Here is a 16,816-nt window from a genome sequence, read left to right as displayed (position 1 = left end):
CACCTGGCGGGCCTCGCTGGTGGCCGGCCTGGTCGAGCGGGTGGCCGCCGTGCTGGCCGGCGCCGCCGCCCCGGGGGCGGTGGCGCCGGTGACCTTCACGGTGGACGAGGAGCGGCTCGCGGTGGAGGCGGCCCGCACCGGGGAGCCGGCCCTGTCGCTGCGCGCCGTGCTCGCCCCGGAAGCCCACGACCCGGCGGCCGGCGAGCCGATGGGCGTGGAGCTGGCGCTCGCCCTGGTGGACCGTCCGGGCCTGCTGGGCACGGTCGCCGGGGTGCTGGCGCTCAACCGGCTCACCGTGCGCTCGCTGACCCTGCGCGAGCTGGACCCGATCGGCGCGGGCCCGGTGCTGCTGCTCTCCTGGCGGGTGGCGGCCGAGTTCGGCGAGCTGCCGCAGGCGTCCCGGCTGCGCGCGGACCTGCGCCGCGCCCTGGACGGCTCGCTGGACACCGGGCGCAAGCTCGCCGAGCGGGACGCGGCCGCCCCGCGCCGGCGCGGGATCGCCACCCCGCCGCCGGTGGTCTCGGTGGCGCCGGGCGGCGCCTCGGCCAGCGCCACCGTGCTGGAGGTGCGCGCCCACGACGCCCCCGGCCTGCTGCACCGGATCGGCCGGGCGCTGGACGCGGCGGGGGTGCGGGTGCGCACCGCGCACGTCAGCACGCTGGGCGCGGAGGCCGTGGACGCCTTCTACCTGACCGACGCGGCCGGGCTGGCGCTGGCCCCGGAGCGGGCCCTGGAGGTGGCCGCGGCGGTGCGCAGCACCCTGGGCTGACCGCGGTGGAGACCCGCACGTGGCCGGGCGGATACCCTGGTGGGCGACGACCGTACTCATACCGATGCCGCAAGGGACCCGCGACCGACGTGTTCGACACTCTTTCCGACCGCCTCGCAGCGACGTTCAAGAACCTCCGGGGCAAGGGCCGCCTCAGCGAGGCGGACATCGACGCCACCGCCCGTGAGATCCGCATCGCCCTGCTGGAGGCGGATGTCGCGCTGCCGGTGGTGCGGGCCTTCATCAAGCAGGTCAAGGACCGGGCGCTGGGGTCCGAGGTCTCCGGCGCGCTGAACCCGGCGCAGCAGATCGTCAAGATCGTCAACGAGGAGCTCGTCAACATCCTCGGTGGCGAGACCCGCCGGCTGCGGTACGCCAAGACCGGCCCCACGGTGATCATGCTGGCCGGTCTGCAGGGTGCGGGCAAGACCACCCTGGCCGGCAAGCTCGGCCACTGGCTGAAGACCCAGAAGCACACCCCGCTGCTGGTCGCCTGCGACCTGCAGCGCCCCAACGCGGTCACCCAGCTGAACGTGGTGGCCGACCGGGCGGGCGTGGCCTTCTACGGTCCCGAGCCGGGCAACGGCGTCGGTGACCCGGTCAAGGTCGCCCGGGACGCGATCGAGTACGCCAAGCAGAAGCAGTACGACGTCGTCATCGTCGACACCGCCGGCCGCCTGGGCATCGACGCCGAGCTGATGCAGCAGGCCGCCGACATCCGGGCCGCGGTCAACCCGGACGAGGTCCTGTTCGTCGTCGACGCGATGATCGGCCAGGACGCGGTCACCACCGCGCAGGCCTTCCTCGAGGGCGTCGACTTCACCGGTGTGGTGCTCTCCAAGCTCGACGGCGACGCCCGCGGTGGTGCGGCCCTGTCGGTCGCGCACGTCACCGGCCGGCAGATCATGTTCGCCTCCAACGGCGAGAAGGTCGACGACTTCGACGCCTTCCACCCCGACCGGATGGCCTCGCGCATCCTGGGCATGGGTGACGTGCTCTCGCTGATCGAGAAGGCCGAGCAGACCTTCTCGCAGGCCGAGGCCGAGAAGATGGCCGCCAAGCTGCAGGGCGGCGGCAAGGACTTCACGCTCGACGACTTCCTGTCGCAGCTGGAGCAGGTCCAGAAGATGGGCTCGATCTCCAAGCTGCTCGGCATGCTCCCGGGCATGGGCCAGATCCGCGAGCAGATCAACAACATCGACGACAAGGACGTCAACCGCGTCGGCGCGATCATCAAGTCGATGACCCCGGCCGAGCGGACCGACCCCAAGATCATCAACGGCTCGCGCCGGCTGCGGATCGCCAAGGGTTCGGGCACCGGCGTCGGCGAGGTCAACAACCTGGTCGAGCGGTTCTTCGACGCCCGCAAGATGATGACCGCGATGGCCTCCGGCAAGGGCATCCCCGGGATGCCGGGCATGCCGGGCATGGGCGGCGGCAAGAAGTCGACGAAGAAGGCCCCGGCCGCCAAGGGCCGCAAGAAGTCCGGCAACCCGCTGAAGCGGGCCCAGGAGGAGGCGGCGGCCGCCGAGCGCCGCGCGCTGGGCCCGGGCGCGGCCGAGCAGGCCCCCGCCCAGGGCGGCGCCTTCGGGCTCGGCGCCGGCCGTGGGCCGGCCGACTTCGAGCTCCCCAAGGAGTTCAAGGACCTGCTCTGACCGGTCCTGGCGGCGCTGCGCGGCGCCGCGCAGCGCGCGATCCGGCGACGGCCCGTCGCCCCGGCTCACCGGGGTGGCGGGCCGTCGCCGTGCCGGCGCGGGCCCGCGCCCGCCGTGGCGCCGCCTTGGCGGGGCGTTCGCGTCATGCCCGATGATGTCCGGATGACGCGAGTGACCATCCGTGCCCCCCGGCCCAGTGACGCCGGACCGTACGCCGAGGCGGTACAGCGCTCCGCCGCGCACATCCGTCCGTGGAACCCGGTCGAGCCGGACGGTCTGCCCGACCTGATGCAGCGTCAGGGTCCGGGGCTGCGCAGCTTCCTGATCGTCGACCTGGCCAGTGGCGGGCTGGTCGGCAAGTGCAACGTGGCCAACATCGTGATGGGCCGGTACTGCAACGCCGCGCTCGGCTACGACAGCTACGTGCCGTTCCACGGCACCGGGCGGATGACCGAGGGGATGCGGCTGGTGGTCGGGCGCTGCTTCGCCGACCAGACGGCCGGCGGGCTGGGCCTGCACCGGCTGGAGATCAACGTCCAGCCGGAGAACGAGCGTTCGATCGCGATGGCCAGGCGCCTGGGCTTCCGGCACGAGGGCTTCACGCCCCGGATGCTCTTCCTCGGCGGCGCCTGGCGCGACCACGAGCGGTTCGCCCTGACGGCGGAGGAGTGGCCGGCTCCGCAGTAGTCGCAGCGTTGTTGACGGAAGGTCGTATTCGGTCCGCAGGGTGCCTGCGCGCCCGGCGCCGGCCCGGCCCGGCCCGGGCCGGCGCACCGGTGCTCAGCGCGGGCCCGGCCGGCGCGGCCGGTCGGCCAGCAGGTACCGGAAGACGTTGGTCATCCGCACCGTGCCGTCCGAGTGGGTGAACGGGTGCAGCGCCTCGATCACTTCCTTGGTCACCGGCACTTCACCCGAGTAGCCGATCGCCGCGTCGTAGCACCCGGTGGAGAGCAGCCCGCGCACCGCGCTCTCCAGGTCCGGGTAGGCGAACGGGCAGCTCACCCGGCCGCTGCCGGCCGGCCGCAGACCGGCGGTGGCGAGGAGCTCCTCCAGCGCGCCCGGCCGGCTCAGCGCGAACGGGTCGGGCGCCGGGCGCGGGCCGCTGCGCCGCCGGGCCACCTCGAGGACCGCCGCGCTCTCGCAGCGCTCGGGCGGGCCCCAGCCGGCCAGCACCACCTGTCCGCCCGGCAGCGTCAGCCGGGCCGCCTCGCGCACCGTGCGGCGCGGGTCGGCGCAGAGCCGCGAGGGGTCGAAGACGGTGACCAGCGCGTGGGCCGTCGGGGGCGCCGGCAGCGGGCCGGCCCCGACCGCGCCGACCCGCAGTCCGCGGGCCCGGGCCAGCTCGCGCAGCTCCTCGCGGGGCTCCACCCCGGCGACCTGCGCCCCGCGGGCGGCGGCCAGCAGCAGGGCCAGGCCCGAGCGGCAGCCCAGGCCCAGCAGGCTGGTGGCCGGCCCCACCTCCAGCCGCTCGTGGACCGCCTCGTAGAGCGGTACGAGCATGCGCTCCTGGATCTCCGCCCAGTCGCGCGCCCGGGCGCCGGCCCGGGGCGTGACCAGCCCCGGTTCGGTGTCCGGAGCCTGGACTGTGCCGTGCGCTGAAGCCATCCTGTGGCCTCCCATCGGGTCCGTGGACGTACCGCGAATGCTCCCCCCGACTCTTCCGCCCCGCCTCCAGCGAACAGCGGCCCGGGCGCGCCGTCCAGACGGAGTGCACCGGAGCATCCGCGCGGGGCGGGCGTGCGCCCCCCACTCGCCCCTTACCGCCGATTCACACTCGGCAGGGCGGGCACCGTACGATTCGCCCATGGCTAAGGCTCCCGTTCTCACCCCCCAGGCGGACGACTTCCCGCGCTGGTACCAGGATCTGATCAACAAGGCCGAGCTGGCCGACAACGGTCCGGTGCGCGGCACCATGGTGATCCGACCGTACGGCTACGGCCTGTGGGAGCGGATGCAGCAGGAGATGGACGCGCGGATCAAGAAGGCCGGCGCGCAGAACGCCTACTTCCCGATGTTCATCCCGCAGTCCTACCTGACCAAGGAGGCCGAGCACGTCGAGGGCTTCGCCCCCGAGCTCGCGGTGGTCACCCACGGCGGCGGCAAGGAACTGGAGGAGCCGGTCGTCGTGCGGCCGACCTCCGAGACGATCATCAACGAGTACTTCTCCAAGTGGGTGCAGAGCCACCGCGACCTGCCCCTGCTGATCAACCAGTGGGCCAACGTGGTCCGTTGGGAGCTGCGCCCGCGCGTCTTCCTGCGCACCACCGAGTTCCTCTGGCAGGAGGGCCACACCGCGCACGCGACCTACGAGGACGCCCGCGCCTACGCCTCGATGATCCACACGGACGTCTACGGCGACTTCATGACCAACATCCTGGGCATCGACGTGGTGCTCGGCCGCAAGACCGCCAAGGAGCGGTTCGCGGGCGCCATCAACACCCTCACCCTCGAGGGCATGATGGGCGACGGCAAGGCGCTGCAGATGGGCACCAGCCACGAGCTGGGCCAGAACTTCGCCAAGGCCTTCAACACCACCTACCAGCTGCAGGGCGCCGAGCGCGAGCACGTCTGGCAGACCTCCTGGGGCGTCTCCACCCGGATGGTCGGCGGCCTGATCATGTCGCACGGCGACGACAACGGCCTGCGGGTGCCGCCGCGGCTGGCGGCCACCCAGGCCGTCGTGCTGGCGATCAAGGGCGACGACGCGGTGATCGCCAAGGTCCGCGAGATCGGCGCCCAGCTGGAGGCGGCCGGCATCCGCGCCGTGGTGGACGACCGCACCGACACCCCGTTCGGCCGCCGCGCGGTCGACTGGGAGCTCAAGGGCGTCCCGGTGCGGATCGAGGTGGGCCCGCGCGACCTGGAGAACGGCACCGCGATGCTGGCCCGCCGGATCCCCGGCGGCAAGGAGCCGGTGGCGATCGACGGACTGGCCGCGCTGCTGCCGGGCATCCTCGAGGAGGACCAGGCGCTGCTGCTGCGCCAGTCCCGCGAGCGCCGCGAGTCGCGCACGGTGGACGTGAAGACCATCGACGAGGCCGTCGAGGCCGCCGCCACCGGATGGGGCCGGATCTCCTGGGCCGACCTCGGTCCGGAGGGCGAGGCCAAGCTCGCGGAACAGAGCGTCTCGGTGCGTTGCATCATCGCCGCGGACGGTTCGGTGCCGGCCTCCGACGATCAGGACGGCAATATCGCGATTGTCGCCCGCGCGTACTGATTACCCCGCCGAGTCGCCTGCCGAGTAACCAGTAGGTGACAGCATCTCGCCTACTGGCCAGTCAACTCCCAGTGCGGGCGAACTAGCGGTACGGTGTACGGCCCGTGGCCCTGTCAACTCGACGGGTCCCGGGCCGGATGCCTTGGCACGGCAATTCGCCGTGCCCCGGAACGGTCGCCCCGGCGAGGAACGACGGGTGCAGACACCGAGGGGGTTGGTCTTGCGTCAGATATCGAACGCTCAAAACAGCCATTGTCACGCGCAGCTGGGAGTTTGCCGGGAATTCCCGATGGACTCCCAAGAATGGAACGCCGGAACCTACTCCCTCGTTGGCATAGCGTGAGCACGACACAGCCCCTCGTCCTCGCGGCCGAACTGGCCGCCGCCTGGAGCGACATCCAGGCCCACCATCGCGACCTGCCCGACCTCGCCTCACCCGAGGCGTTGATCGGCGAGTCGTCCTCGGCCTGCGGCACCCGGCTCGGCTTCGAGCGGCTGCTGCACGAGGCCGCCCACGGTCTGGCCGCCGCCCGCGAGATCCGGGACACCTCCCGGGCCGGGCGCTACCACAACCGCCGCTTCCTGCTGCTCGCCTCCGAGCTCGGACTGGCGCACCCGGTCGAGCCGCATGCCAGCAGCGGCTTCTCGCAGGTGACGATGCTCACCGAGACCGAGGAGCGCTACGCGGCGACCATCGAGCGGCTCGAGCGCGCGCTCGGCGCCCACCAGCAGGCGGTCGCCGGCTCCGTCGACGGCGGCGTCCTGCGGGCCTTCCGCGGGCCGGCCGCCCGGCACGGCTCGTCGGGCGGCGGGGTCCGGGTGAAGGCGGTCTGCGGCTGCGGACGCAACGTCCGGGTCGTGCCGTCGGTGCTCGCGCAGGCCTCGATCGTCTGCGGCGCCTGCCAGCAGCCGTTCAAGATTGCGTGACCGGGCGCGTTCCGAAGCGGGGCTCCGCCCGCCGCGGCAGTGCTTCCTCCCCCGGCCGGGTCCGCCCGGTTCGGGGGAGCCGCACGTCGTGTGGCACAATCGATAGCTGATACCCGGCAGCCGAGCAGGACCCCTCTCTCCTACGGCTGGCGTGTCATTCGAACGGCTGACCCCGCAACCCCACGCGGGAGCGCGGCCGCTCACCCACGTCAACTCCTGGAGAATCCACTCCCGTGGCAGTCAAGATCAAGCTCAAGCGTCTCGGTAAGATCCGCTCCCCTCACTACCGCATCGTCGTCGCCGACTCGCGCACCAAGCGTGACGGCCGCGCGATCGAGGAGATCGGCATCTACCAGCCGACGTACAACCCCTCGAAGATCGAGGTCGACACCGACCGCGCCCAGTACTGGCTGTCCGTCGGCGCCCAGCCGACCGAGCCGGTCCTCGCGATCCTCAAGCTGACCGGTGACTGGCAGAAGTTCAAGGGCCTGCCCGCCCCGGCGCCGCTGCTCGTCGCCGAGCCCAAGGTCGAGGACTTCTCGCACCTGTTCGCGAAGGCCGTCGCCGGCTTCGAGGACGCCACCACCGGTGTCGCCATCACCCCGAAGGCCAAGAAGTCGGACAAGGCCGAGGCCGAGGCCGACGCCGCTTCCACCGAGGCCTGACCGTGATCGAGGACGCCCTCGATCACCTGGTGAAGGGCATTGTCGAGCACCCCGACGAGGTGCAGGTGCGCTCGCGCAACCTGCGTCGGGGCAACACCATCGAGGTGCGGGTGCACCCCGATGACCTCGGCAAGGTGATCGGCCGTGGCGGCCGCACCGCGCGTGCACTGCGCACCGTGGTGGGCGCGCTCGGCGGCCGCAACATCCGGGTCGACCTGGTCGACGTGGACAGCATCCGCTGACGATCACCGTCGTCTGCTCGGGACCGGCCGGGACGCGTGAAGCGTCCCGGCCGGTTCTTTTTCCTTTACTAGCGCTCAGGAGTGCACCGTGCAGCTCGTCGTCGGCCGGATCGGTCGCGCCCACGGCATCAAGGGGGACGTCTTCGTCGAGGTCCGCACCGACGAGCCGGAACTGCGGCTCGGCCCCGGCGCGGTCCTGCTCACCGACCCGTCCTCGGCCGGCCCGCTGACCGTCGAGTCGGGCAAGGTGCACAGCGGCCGGCTGCTGATCCGCTTCGCCGGGGTCAAGGACCGCACCGACGCCGAGGCGCTGCGCAACACCATGCTGATCGCCGAGGTCGACCCCGAGGAACGGCCCGAGGACGAGGACGAGTACTACGACCACCAGCTGATCGGCCTGGACGTGGTGCTGCTGGACGGCACCCTGATCGGCGAGCTCACCGAGGTCGTCCACCTGCCCTACCAGGACCTGCTCACGGTGACCCGGCCGGACGGCACCGAGGTGTTGATCCCCTTCGTCTCCAAGATCGTGCCGACCATCGACCTGGAGAACCAGCGGGCGGTCATCGACCCGCCCGGCGGCCTGATCGACCCGACCGAGGCCGAGAGCGACGGCGGACCGGAGACCTCGCGGTGACCGGCCTGCCCGAGGCGTCCGCGCCGGCCCCGTCCGCGCCCGAGGGGTCCCGGGGATCCCAGGGCCCCCAGGGGAGCGACGGGATGCGGATCGACGTCGTCACGATCTTCCCCGAGTACCTGGAGCCGCTGAACGTCTCGCTGGTCGGCAAGGCCCGCGCCCGCGGCCAGCTCGACGTCCACCTGCACGACCTGCGGTCCTGGACCCACGACGTGCACCGCACCGTGGACGACACCCCGTACGGCGGCGGCCCCGGCATGGTGATGAAGCCCGAGCCGTGGGGCGAGGCGCTGGACGCGGTGCTGGCGGCCGGCCCGGCCGGTCAGGTGCCGACCCTGGTGGTGCCCACCCCCAGCGGCGTGCCGTTCACCCAGGAGCTCGCCCAGGAGCTCGCCGGCCGCCCCTGGCTCGCCTTCGCGCCGGCCCGTTACGAGGGCATCGACCGCCGGGTGATCGAGGAGGCCGCCACCCGGATGCCGGTGGTCGAGGCCTCGATCGGGGACTACGTGCTGGCCGGCGGCGAGGTCGCCGTGCTGGTGATGGTCGAGGCGATCGCCCGGCTGCTGCCCGGCGTGCTCGGCAACGCCGAGTCGCACCGCGACGACTCCTTCGCCCCCGGCGCGATGGCCGACCTGCTGGAGGGCCCGGTCTACACCAAGCCCGCGGAGTGGCGCGGGCGGGAGGTCCCCGAGGTGCTGCTCAGCGGCAACCACGGGAAGATCGCGCGCTGGCGGCGCGAGCAGGCCTTCGCGCGCACCCTGGGCCACCGGCCCGACCTGGTGGCCCGCTGGCAGGACGGCGCCTTCGACAAGAAGGACCGCGAGGCGCTGAGCATCCTGGGCCTGCTCTGGGACCGGGAACTCGGCCGATTTCGGTCGAGCGCCGACCCTGTGGAAGAATAGGCGGCTGTTGTCTGTCGCTGGGACCCCCTCGGGGGTCCGGTGGCCGGGTGCCCCCGCCACGGGGGGTTCACCGCCGGTCGATGCGACCCGCAGCACACCCCATTGTGACGAACTTTCCGTGGGCGGCCCGTGGCGCCTGCGATGGAGAACATCATGAGCAACAAGCTCGCTGCCGTCGACGCGCCTTCGCTGCGCACCGACATCCCGGCCTTCCGCGCCGGTGACACCCTGAAGGTCCACGTCCGGGTCATCGAGGGCAACCGCTCCCGTGTCCAGGTCTTCCAGGGCGTCGTGATCCGCCGCCACGGTGCGGGCATCGGTGAGACCTTCACCGTCCGCAAGGTGAGCTTCAACGTCGGCGTGGAGCGCACCTTCCCGGTGCACACCCCGATCGTCGAGAAGATCGAGGTCGTCACCCGCGGTGACGTCCGTCGCGCCAAGCTGTACTACCTCCGTGACCTGCGCGGCAAGGCCGCGAAGATCAAGGAGAAGCGCGACCGCTGATCCGCTGCCCCCGGCTTCGGCCGGGGGTGCGGCACGCTCAGGTGGGAGGGCTAAGCTCAGCCCCGATGAGCACGTACGAACCGATCGCGGACCGCGACGGCACCACCGCACCCACGGGTGCGGGACCGCCGTCGCGGTCCGCGGCCGTTTCCGGGCCGGAGCCGGCGGGCGGGCCGGGGGCCGAGGACGCCCCCGAGGACAGCCCCGGCGCCGAGCCCCCGGTCGCGGATCCGGCGCGGCCGCCGGCCGGGGAAGGGACCGACCAGGGCTGGCGGGTCCGGGACCTGGTGAAGATCGGCGCGCTCTGCCTGCTGACGCTCTTCCTGGTCAACGCCTTCGTCGCCCAGCCGTTCGTGGTCCCCTCGGCCTCGATGGAGAACGCCCTGCGCCCCGGTGACCGGCTGCTGGTCGACAAGCTGGCCTACCAGTTCGGCGGCTCGGTCGAGCGCGGCGACGTGGTGGTCTTCGACGGCACCGACTCCTTCGTCCCGGGCGGCGACACCGCGCCGGGCCTGGGCGAGGACCTGCACAGACTCGGCTCGGCGCTCGGGCTGGCCCCCTCCAACGGCACGGTCTTCGTGAAGCGGGTGATCGGCGTGGGGGGCGACCGGGTCACCTACCGGGCCGGCGACCAGCACCTGACCGTCAACGGCGTCCCGCTGGCCGAGTCGGACTACCTCTTCCCCGGCGAGGCGCCCTCCACGGTCGGCTTCGACGTGCTGGTGCCGGCCGGCAAGCTCTGGGTGATGGGGGACCACCGCGCCGACTCCAGCGACTCGCGCGACCACCTCGGCGACCCGGGCGGCGGCTTCGTGCCCGAGCGCAAGGTGATCGGCCGGGCGGACTGGGTGGTCTTCCCGGTCGGCCACTGGAGCAGCCTGGAGCGGCCGGCCGGCTTCGCCGCCGTCGCGTCGGCCACGCCGGCCACCGCCGCGGCCGCGGCAGGGGGGACCGGTGGGCATGGGCACCAGGGGTAGGAGCGGTGGGCCCGGTCCGTCGGCGGCCGCCCCGCGCGGCGGTCCGCTGCTGGACGAGCCGGCCGGCGGACCCGGCGGCGAAGGGGCCGGTCGCGGGCGGGCGGAGCGCCGCCGGACGGCCAAGCGGGCCGCCCGCAAGGGCCGCCGCTCGCTCCTGCGCGAGGTGCCGCTGATCGCCGTGGTGGCGCTGCTGATCGCCCTGACGCTGAAGACCTTCTTCGTCCAGGTCTTCGTGATCCCCTCGGGCTCGATGGAGCAGACCATCCGGATCGGCGACCGGGTGCTCGTCGACAAGCTCACTCCCTGGTTCGGCAGCGAGCCGCAGCGCGGCGACGTGGTGGTCTTCAAGGACCCGGGCGGCTGGCTGGAGAACGAGCCCCACAGCACCGGCGACGGACCGCTCGCCAAGGGCTTCAAGCAGGTCTTCAGCTACGTCGGGCTGCTGCCCTCGGAGAACGAGCAGGACCTGATCAAGCGGGTCGTCGGAGTGGGCGGCGACACCGTGGCCTGCTGCGACGACCGCGGGCGGATCACCGTCAACGGCAAGCCGATCGAGGAGCCGTACCTGGCGCCCGGCAACCCGCCCTCGCGCAGCCCCTTCCAGGTGACCGTGCCGCCCGGCCGGCTCTGGGTGATGGGCGACCACCGCGACCTGTCCGCCGACTCGCGGTACCACATGGACAAGCCGGGGCAGGGGACGGTGCCGCTCTCCGACGTGGTCGGCCGGGCGTTCCTGATCGGCTGGCCGCTGGACCGCTTCCAGTGGCTCGACCGGCCGACCACCACGGCCACCACCGCTGCCACCACCGCCACCACCGCCACGAGCGCCGCCGCGCTGCTGCCCGCGGATCCGGGCGAGGAGCCGCAATCCGTCGACTTCAGGCCGGATCCGCTGGAACCCTCACTCGTTATGGGGGTGTTGGGTGTCTCCCCGGCCCTGCTGCGGCGGTGGTACGGGACGCGGCCGGCCGGTCCACCACCGGCCCGCCGGCGGTGGCGGGCCGCCCGACGCGGCGCGGGAGCGGACTGACGGTCCGTCCGGCTCCTGCGCCGCCGTGTGGGAACCCCCGGGCGCACGGCCCGGGGTGATAGAGAAGTGCAGAGCGCCCGCGCACCGACGCGGGCCGGTTCCAGGCTGTGCTGGTGTCAGGGTGTCCCGTTGCGGGCACTCCTGAGGCGGGTTCACGGTTGATCACAGAGCGTGGTGCCCGCTGTGCGGCACTGGTCAGCGCGGACGAGGAAGTCGTCCGCACAGCAGGGAGGAGATGTCGTGGGGGATCTGGTGATCGGTGCCCGCGGTGCCGGCGAGCCCGAGGGCTCCGGCAGCCGTACGGCCCAGTCCACCGAGTCCGCACAGCCTTCGGAGCCCGCCGATGACGGCTCCGGCGGTCAGGGTGGTCATGGTGCCGGCGGCCCGGCCGGCGGAGGTCCCGCAGGCGCGGGCGGTGCCGGCGGCCCGGGTGGGTCGGACGGTTCCGGTCCGCACGACGGCCTGGGCGGACCGGGTGACGACATGATGTCGCACGCGGTGCCGCCAGTACCGGACGAGGTCCAGGAGAAGCCCTCCGGCGAGCGCAAACCGCGCTCGTTCTGGAAGGAACTGCCGATCCTGATCGGCATCGCGCTGGTCCTGGCGCTGGTCATCAAGACCTTCTTCGTCCAGGCCTTCTCGATTCCCTCGGAGTCGATGCAGAACACCCTCCAGGTCGGGGACCGGGTCCTGGTCGACAAGCTGACCCCCTGGTTCGGCGCCGAGCCCGACCGCGGCGACGTGGTCGTCTTCCACGACCCGGGCGGCTGGCTGGCCGGCGAGGGGAGCCAGCAGAGCTCGAACGCGGTGGTCCGGGGCTTCCAGGACGTCCTGAGCTTCATCGGCCTGATGCCCTCGGCGAACGAGAAGGACCTGATCAAGCGGGTCATCGGGATCGCCGGCGACACCGTCGAGTGCCAGGGCAACGGCCCGCTCAAGGTCAACGGCGTCGCGCTGAACGAACCCTACGTCTACACCGGCGAGACGCCGCCCAACCCGTGCGGCACCAAGCCGTTCGGCCCGATCAAGGTGCCGCCGAAGAGCATCTGGGTGATGGGCGACCACCGGGACGACTCGCTCGACTCGCGCTACCACATGGACCAGCCGGGCGGCGGCAGCGTCCCGGTCTCCGACGTGGTCGGGCGGGCCTTCGTGGTGGCCTGGCCGGTGAACCACTGGGCGACCCTGCCGGTGCCTTCCACCTTCGATCAGAAGGGCCTCTCCGCGGCCGGGCTGGTGCCGCCGGCGCTCGGCCTGGTCGGCACCCTGCCGGTCGCCTGGTGGCTGCGCCGCCGTCGCGGACCGGCCGGGGACCCGGAGCAGCAGGACTGACCGGCTGTCGTGGTGGGCCCAGGCTCTTGCGCGGGCCGTGGTACCGACGAGTAATCTGCTCGGACGTGCCACGGCCCGCCGCCGTGTCCGGCCCCTCGCACCCAGGACGGTCCCGATGAGCAGGCTCACCGAAGATTCCACCGGTCCCGCTTCTGGTTCCGGCGTGCCTGCCGCTCCCGCTCCTGCGCCCGCTGTGGCGGCGGGTGGCCCGGCCGGGCGCTCGCGGGGCGGGCGGCTGGGCGGCGTGCTGCAGGCGGTGCTGCTCGTCGTGGGCCTGGGGCTGCTGGTGGGCGGCTTCGGCCTGGCCGCCGTGGACTACCGGCCCTACTCGGTGCCGACCGGGTCGATGGCGCCGACCATCGCCGCCGGGGACACCGTCCTGGCCCGCAAGGTCGACGGCGGCGCGGTGGGGCGCGGTGACATCGTGGTCTTCCGCGACCAGGCCTGGGGCGGCGAGACGCTGGTCAAGCGGGTCGTGGGCGTCGGCGGCGACACGGTGGTCTGCTGCGACGCCCAGCACCGCCTCACGGTCAACGGGACCTCGATCGACGAGCCCTACCTGGCCCCGAGCACGGTGCCGGTCTCACCGTTCTCGGCCGTGGTGCCGGCCGGGCGGCTCTTCCTGCTCGGTGACAACCGGATCGGCTCGCAGGACTCCCGGGTGCACCTGGACCAGGTCGCCGGCACCGTACCGGCCACCGACGTGATCGCCCGGGTGGAGGCGGTCGCGCTCCCCTCGGACCACACCCGGCTGGTCGGGCGTACGGTGGCCTTCGACGGCCTGGGCGGGCCCGCGGCGAGCCGGCCCGGACCCCTGGAGCCGGCGGTGTGGGCCTCGGTGGGCGGCGCGGTGCTGATCGTGCTGACCGCCTCGGTCGCCTCGCTGGCGTCGCTGGTCAGGCGCCGGCGGGTGCGGATGCGGCCCACCGGCTGACGGCGGGCCGCCGACCGGCCCGCGCGATGGGGTCGGCGTAGGGAGACGACCGGTACCCGGGGCGGGTGCCGGGCAGGACGGGGGAGTGAGCACGATGGTGGTACGCGAGCGCAAGGCCGCGCGGGTGCTGTTGCTGGACCGGTCCGACCGGCTGCTGCTGTTCCGCGGCTTCGATCCGGCCGAGCCGGAGCGGACCTGGTGGGTGGCCCCGGGCGGCGGACTCGATCCGGGTGAGGACCCGCGACAGGCCGCGCTGCGCGAGCTGCGCGAGGAGACCGGACTGACCGAGGCCGAGGTGGAGCTGGGGCCGGTGGTCGCCGAGAACCTGGCCGTCTTCTCCTTCGACGGACGCCACTACGAGCAGCAGCAGTGGTTCTACCTGGCCCGCACCGTGCGGGACCGGACCCACCTGGACAGCTCGGGATGCGAGCCGGGCGAGCGCGATCAGCTGACCGAGGCGCGCTGGTGGAGCGTGGCGGAGCTGCGGGGCACGACCGAGCAGCTCTACCCGCAGGGCCTGGCCGACCTGGTCGCCGGGCTGCTGAAGGACGGGCCACCAGTCCTTCCGGTCCGGCTCTGAGGACAGGCCCCGTGGTCCACAATGGGGAAGGACCTGACGAGCTGAGGGGACGCCTGGATGAGTGCGGAAGATCTCGAGAAGTACGAGACCGAGATGGAGCTCAAGCTCTACCGGGAGTACAAGGACGTCGTCGGGCTCTTCAAGTACGTGATCGAGACCGAGCGCCGGTTCTACCTCACCAACGACTACGAGCTCCAGGTGCACTCGGTGCAGGGCGAGGTCTTCTTCGAGGTCTCGATGGCCGACGCCTGGGTCTGGGACATGTACCGTCCGGCCCGGTTCGTGCGCAAGGTGCGGGTGCTGACCTTCAAGGACGTGAACATCGAGGAGCTCGCGAAGAGCGACCTCGAGCTGCCCTCCGACGAGGCGGGGTTCGGCAACTGACCGTGACATCGGGGCCGGGCTGACAATCGGCTTGCTCTCTCCCTCGTGTGGGTGAGCTGGTTGTCCACAATCCCCTGGTTGTCCACAGCTTGACGATGGCCGCTGGGCACGGCCCTGCTCCGCTGGCAGCCTCCGTGTCCGGAGGTGATCGGCATGCAGCACGCACCCGACCCGAACGTTCCCCGCACGTCCCAGGTGGCCGACCGACCTGGGGCCGATCCCCGATCGCTCGACCCGCCCGCGCTCGACCCGCCCGCGCTCGATCCGGCCGAGCCCGACCCGCCTCAGCTCGACGCGCCTCAGCTCGACCGGGCCGATTCCGACCCGTCCGACTCCGACCCGTCCGACTTCGAGCCGTCCGACTTCGACCCGGCGGGGTCCGATCCGCAGGGGGCCGCCCGGCCCGCGGCGGACCCGCGGCCGCCCGGTCGTGGCCCGCGCGGCGCTCCGCGCGTGGTGGCCGCGCCCCGCGCCGGCCCGGCCCCCAACGCCCACACCGCCCTGGGCCGCTACGGCGAGGAGGTCGCCGCCCGTCGGCTCGGTCAGGACGGCCTGCGGGTCCTGGAGCGCAACTGGCGCTGCCGGGAGGGCGAGCTGGACATCATCGCCCTGGACGGCGACACGGTGGCCGTCTGCGAGGTCAAGACCCGCTCCGAGCACGGCTTCCAGCAGCCCGCGGAGGCGGTCGGCCAGGTCAAGGCGGACCGGTTGCGGCGGCTCGCCGAGCGCTGGCTGACCGAGCGCTGGCCGGTGCACTTCGCCCGGTTGGCCCAGGGGGCCGGCCCACCGCCCGGCGCGGCGGTCCCGCTGCCCCCGGGCGGGGTGCGGATCGACCTGGTCTCGGTGGTCAGCCGGGCCAGGGGCGCCGCACTGGTCGAGCACCTGCGGGGGGTGCTCTGAGATGGCCTTCGCCCGTACCTGCTCGGTGGCCCTGGTCGGGGTGGACGGCGTGGTCGTCGAGGTGCAGGCCGACCTCGAACCGGGCGTCGCCGCCTTCACCCTCGTCGGCCTGCCCGACAAGGCGCTCAGCGAGGCGCGCGACCGGGTCCGCGCCGCCATCGTGAACAGCGGCGAGAGCTGGCCGCAGCGCAAGCTCACCGTCGGGCTCAGCCCGGCCTCCGTGCCCAAGAGCGGCAGCGGATTCGACCTCGCGGTGGCCTGCGCGGTGCTGGCCGCGGCCGAGCGCCTGCCACCGCCCGCCATCGCGGACCTGCTGATCATCGGTGAGCTGGGGCTGGACGGCCGGGTCCGCCCGGTGCGCGGGGTGCTGCCCTCGGTGCTGGCCGCCGCGGACGCCGGCTACCGGCAGGTGGTCGTCGCCGAGCAGACCGCGGCCGAGGCGGCCCTGGTCCCCGGCATCTCGGTGCTGGGCATCCGCAGCCTGCGCCAGCTGATCGCGCTGCTCACCGACGCGCCGGTACCCGACGAGCCGCCGGACCCGGTCGCCGGCACGCCCGACCCGCTGATGGCCGGACTGCTGCTGCCGGGAACCGCCGTGCGCGGCACGGCCGCCGACCCGCGGTTCGCCCCCGACCTGGCCGATGTGGCCGGGCAGTACGAGGCCCGCCAGGCGCTGGAGATCGCGGCCGCGGGCGGTCACCACGTCTACCTCAAGGGCCCGCCGGGCGCCGGCAAGACGATGCTGGCCGAGCGGCTGCCGGGTCTGCTGCCACCGCTGACCCAGACCGAGGCACTGGAGGTCACCGCGGTGCACTCGGTCGCCGGCCTGCTGCCGGCCGGGCGGCCGCTGGTCGACACCCCGCCCTACTGCGCGCCGCACCACTCCACGACCATGCCCGCGATCGTCGGCGGCGGCAGTGGCCTGCCCCGGCCGGGCGCGGTCTCGCTGGCCCACCGGGGAGTCCTGTTCCTCGACTTTACCGATCACGCATGGGGTGACCAGGTCACACGTCTGGGTGCTTCGTAGCCGCTTCGCGTTCGGCTTTACCGAGCGTGGGCAGTTCGTCGGTCGCGTGGTTCGTGGCGTGATGAGGTGCTCAGTGCGAAGCGGAATGGTTCTGAACGATCTCCGCGTCCAGTCGTTGAAGCGGGCTGGTGGCG

The 16,816-nt window shown here is 73.0% G+C and carries 18 protein-coding genes and 1 pseudogene; 18 read left to right on the top strand and 1 reads right to left on the bottom strand.

Annotation, left to right across the window (positions count from 1 at the left end; genetic code table 11):
• The 3 genes from ABD323_RS16505 to ABD323_RS16495 all read left to right on the top strand — a co-directional run.
• A partial coding sequence (locus tag ABD323_RS16505; RefSeq protein ID WP_344442351.1) for an ACT domain-containing protein occupies positions 1–769 on the top strand: 769 nt, incomplete at its 5' end.
• 89 nt (positions 770–858) lie between these two features.
• Entirely contained in the window at positions 859–2,424 is a 1,566-nt protein-coding gene (ffh, locus tag ABD323_RS16500) for a signal recognition particle protein (protein ID WP_344442350.1), read from the top strand.
• Between the two features lie 162 nt (positions 2,425–2,586).
• The gene (locus tag ABD323_RS16495) at positions 2,587–3,111 is read left to right on the top strand and encodes a GNAT family N-acetyltransferase (protein WP_344442349.1); all 525 of its coding nucleotides are present in this window, start codon (positions 2,587–2,589) and stop codon (positions 3,109–3,111) included.
• A gap of 93 nt (positions 3,112–3,204) precedes the next feature.
• Here the strand turns inward: ABD323_RS16495 and ABD323_RS16490 are convergent, their stop codons facing one another.
• The gene (locus ABD323_RS16490; protein ID WP_344442348.1) at positions 3,205–4,029 is read right to left on the bottom strand and encodes a class I SAM-dependent methyltransferase; all 825 of its coding nucleotides are present in this window, start codon (positions 4,027–4,029) and stop codon (positions 3,205–3,207) included.
• A gap of 199 nt (positions 4,030–4,228) precedes the next feature.
• On the opposite strand from ABD323_RS16490, the gene proS reads away from it, so the two are divergent.
• The 15 genes and pseudogenes from proS to ABD323_RS16415 form a co-directional block, all read left to right on the top strand.
• On the top strand, positions 4,229–5,641 hold the full coding sequence (gene proS / locus ABD323_RS16485; protein WP_344442347.1) for a proline--tRNA ligase: 1,413 nt from the start codon (positions 4,229–4,231) through the stop codon (positions 5,639–5,641).
• Between the two features lie 303 nt (positions 5,642–5,944).
• Positions 5,945–6,568 (top strand): hypothetical protein, encoded by a 624-nt coding sequence (locus ABD323_RS16480; protein WP_425556023.1) that lies wholly within the window; start codon positions 5,945–5,947, stop codon positions 6,566–6,568.
• Positions 6,569–6,801: 233 nt separating this feature from the next.
• Entirely contained in the window at positions 6,802–7,233 is a 432-nt protein-coding gene (gene rpsP / locus ABD323_RS16475; protein WP_344442345.1) for a 30S ribosomal protein S16, read from the top strand.
• A 2-nt stretch (positions 7,234–7,235) separates the two neighbouring features.
• Positions 7,236–7,475, top strand: coding sequence for an RNA-binding protein (locus tag ABD323_RS16470; RefSeq protein ID WP_344442344.1), 240 nt, complete (start codon positions 7,236–7,238; stop codon positions 7,473–7,475).
• Positions 7,476–7,563: 88 nt separating this feature from the next.
• On the top strand, positions 7,564–8,112 hold the full coding sequence (gene rimM, locus ABD323_RS16465; protein ID WP_344442343.1) for a ribosome maturation factor RimM: 549 nt from the start codon (positions 7,564–7,566) through the stop codon (positions 8,110–8,112).
• A gap of 83 nt (positions 8,113–8,195) precedes the next feature.
• Positions 8,196–9,014, top strand: coding sequence for a tRNA (guanosine(37)-N1)-methyltransferase TrmD (trmD, locus tag ABD323_RS16460; protein ID WP_344442342.1), 819 nt, complete (start codon positions 8,196–8,198; stop codon positions 9,012–9,014).
• A 153-nt stretch (positions 9,015–9,167) separates the two neighbouring features.
• On the top strand, positions 9,168–9,518 hold the full coding sequence (gene rplS, locus ABD323_RS16455) for a 50S ribosomal protein L19 (protein WP_035846055.1): 351 nt from the start codon (positions 9,168–9,170) through the stop codon (positions 9,516–9,518).
• Positions 9,519–9,583: 65 nt separating this feature from the next.
• The gene (gene lepB / locus ABD323_RS16450; protein WP_344442340.1) at positions 9,584–10,495 is read left to right on the top strand and encodes a signal peptidase I; all 912 of its coding nucleotides are present in this window, start codon (positions 9,584–9,586) and stop codon (positions 10,493–10,495) included.
• Positions 10,479–11,525 carry a signal peptidase I gene (gene lepB, locus ABD323_RS16445; RefSeq protein WP_344442339.1) on the top strand — a complete coding sequence of 349 codons (1,047 nt, stop codon included), beginning with the start codon at positions 10,479–10,481 and terminating at the stop codon, positions 11,523–11,525. The genes lepB (ABD323_RS16450) and lepB (ABD323_RS16445) overlap by 17 nt, the downstream gene beginning before the upstream one ends.
• Before the next feature lie 240 nt (positions 11,526–11,765).
• The gene (gene lepB / locus ABD323_RS16440; protein WP_344442338.1) at positions 11,766–12,857 is read left to right on the top strand and encodes a signal peptidase I; all 1,092 of its coding nucleotides are present in this window, start codon (positions 11,766–11,768) and stop codon (positions 12,855–12,857) included.
• A gap of 163 nt (positions 12,858–13,020) precedes the next feature.
• Positions 13,021–13,791 (top strand): signal peptidase I, encoded by a 771-nt coding sequence (gene lepB, locus ABD323_RS16435; protein WP_344442337.1) that lies wholly within the window; start codon positions 13,021–13,023, stop codon positions 13,789–13,791.
• Between the two features lie 94 nt (positions 13,792–13,885).
• Positions 13,886–14,371, top strand: a complete 486-nt coding sequence (locus tag ABD323_RS16430) for an NUDIX hydrolase (protein WP_344442356.1) — start codon at positions 13,886–13,888, stop codon at positions 14,369–14,371.
• A gap of 57 nt (positions 14,372–14,428) precedes the next feature.
• A complete protein-coding gene (locus ABD323_RS16425; protein ID WP_184935368.1) occupies positions 14,429–14,755 on the top strand; it encodes a DUF2469 domain-containing protein in 327 nt (108 codons plus the stop codon).
• Between the two features lie 456 nt (positions 14,756–15,211).
• Positions 15,212–15,655, top strand: a complete 444-nt coding sequence (locus tag ABD323_RS16420) for a YraN family protein (RefSeq protein ID WP_344442355.1) — start codon at positions 15,212–15,214, stop codon at positions 15,653–15,655.
• 1 nt (position 15,656) lies between these two features.
• Positions 15,657–16,631, top strand: a pseudogene (locus ABD323_RS16415) (YifB family Mg chelatase-like AAA ATPase); the annotation flags it as partial.
• Positions 16,632–16,816 lie beyond the last annotated feature (185 nt).

The organism is Kitasatospora nipponensis (assembly GCF_039528135.1).
GTDB classification, from domain to species: Bacteria; Actinomycetota; Actinomycetes; order Streptomycetales; family Streptomycetaceae; genus Kitasatospora; species Kitasatospora nipponensis.
The sequence above is the reverse complement of the archived record's forward strand: the minus strand, read 5'-3'. Positions and strand labels throughout refer to the sequence as shown.

Coding starts and splice junctions, on each gene's coding strand:
- ABD323_RS16495 (WP_344442349.1), top strand. CDS start 2,587: ATGACGCGAGTGACCATCCGTGCCCCCCGGCCCAGTGACGCCGGACCG.
- ABD323_RS16490 (WP_344442348.1), bottom strand. CDS start 4,029: ATGGCTTCAGCGCACGGCACAGTCCAGGCTCCGGACACCGAACCGGGG.
- proS (WP_344442347.1), top strand. CDS start 4,229: ATGGCTAAGGCTCCCGTTCTCACCCCCCAGGCGGACGACTTCCCGCGC.
- ABD323_RS16480 (WP_425556023.1), top strand. CDS start 5,945: ATGGAACGCCGGAACCTACTCCCTCGTTGGCATAGCGTGAGCACGACA.
- trmD (WP_344442342.1), top strand. CDS start 8,196: ATGCGGATCGACGTCGTCACGATCTTCCCCGAGTACCTGGAGCCGCTG.
- rplS (WP_035846055.1), top strand. CDS start 9,168: ATGAGCAACAAGCTCGCTGCCGTCGACGCGCCTTCGCTGCGCACCGAC.
- lepB (WP_344442340.1), top strand. CDS start 9,584: ATGAGCACGTACGAACCGATCGCGGACCGCGACGGCACCACCGCACCC.
- lepB (WP_344442339.1), top strand. CDS start 10,479: ATGGGCACCAGGGGTAGGAGCGGTGGGCCCGGTCCGTCGGCGGCCGCC.
- ABD323_RS16430 (WP_344442356.1), top strand. CDS start 13,886: ATGGTGGTACGCGAGCGCAAGGCCGCGCGGGTGCTGTTGCTGGACCGG.
- ABD323_RS16425 (WP_184935368.1), top strand. CDS start 14,429: ATGAGTGCGGAAGATCTCGAGAAGTACGAGACCGAGATGGAGCTCAAG.